The 473-nt window shown below is 74.6% G+C and carries 1 protein-coding gene; it reads right to left on the bottom strand.

The annotated features are described in order from the left end of the window. Positions 1 to 336, bottom strand: a 336-nt coding sequence (locus ACH107_RS33510; RefSeq protein WP_412509887.1) for an ExbD/TolR family protein, incomplete at its 3' end; no start/stop codon positions are given. Positions 337 to 473 lie beyond the last annotated feature (137 nt).

The raw sequence follows: 473 nt of genomic DNA on the forward strand, positions 1-473 counted from the left end.
CAGCGCCGCGCCCAGCCGGATCAGCTCGGGCGCGGGCAGGGCGGCATCGGGGACGATGCGCACCGTCTCGCCCGCGTCCTGCGGCCGCAGTTCCATGTAGGCGGCAGCATCCGGCACCGCCCGGCCGCGGAAGGTCAGCCGCCCGTCGGCACGGATCACCAGCACATCGGGCGGCGCGCGCCCCTTGAGGTCGGCGGTGCGTACTAGCGTGACCTCGCCGTCGAGCGGCGGCGCCAGCGTGGCCGCGGCCATGAAGAAGACCAGCAGCAGGAACACGATGTTGATCAGCGCGATCGTGGGCTCGCGGCGGCGGCGCGGGGCGGGGCGTGTCTTCATGGGGTCAGCACCCGCACCGACAGTCGCTCGACCCCGCGCAGGCGCACCAGCAGGTCGGTCAGCCGCTGGGCGGTGACATCCGCGCCGGTGCTGACCAGCGCGCGGGCGTCACTCTCGACCAGCGGCGCGAGCGCCTC

It is taken from the genome of Roseovarius halophilus (ex Wu et al. 2025), from assembly GCF_047086965.1.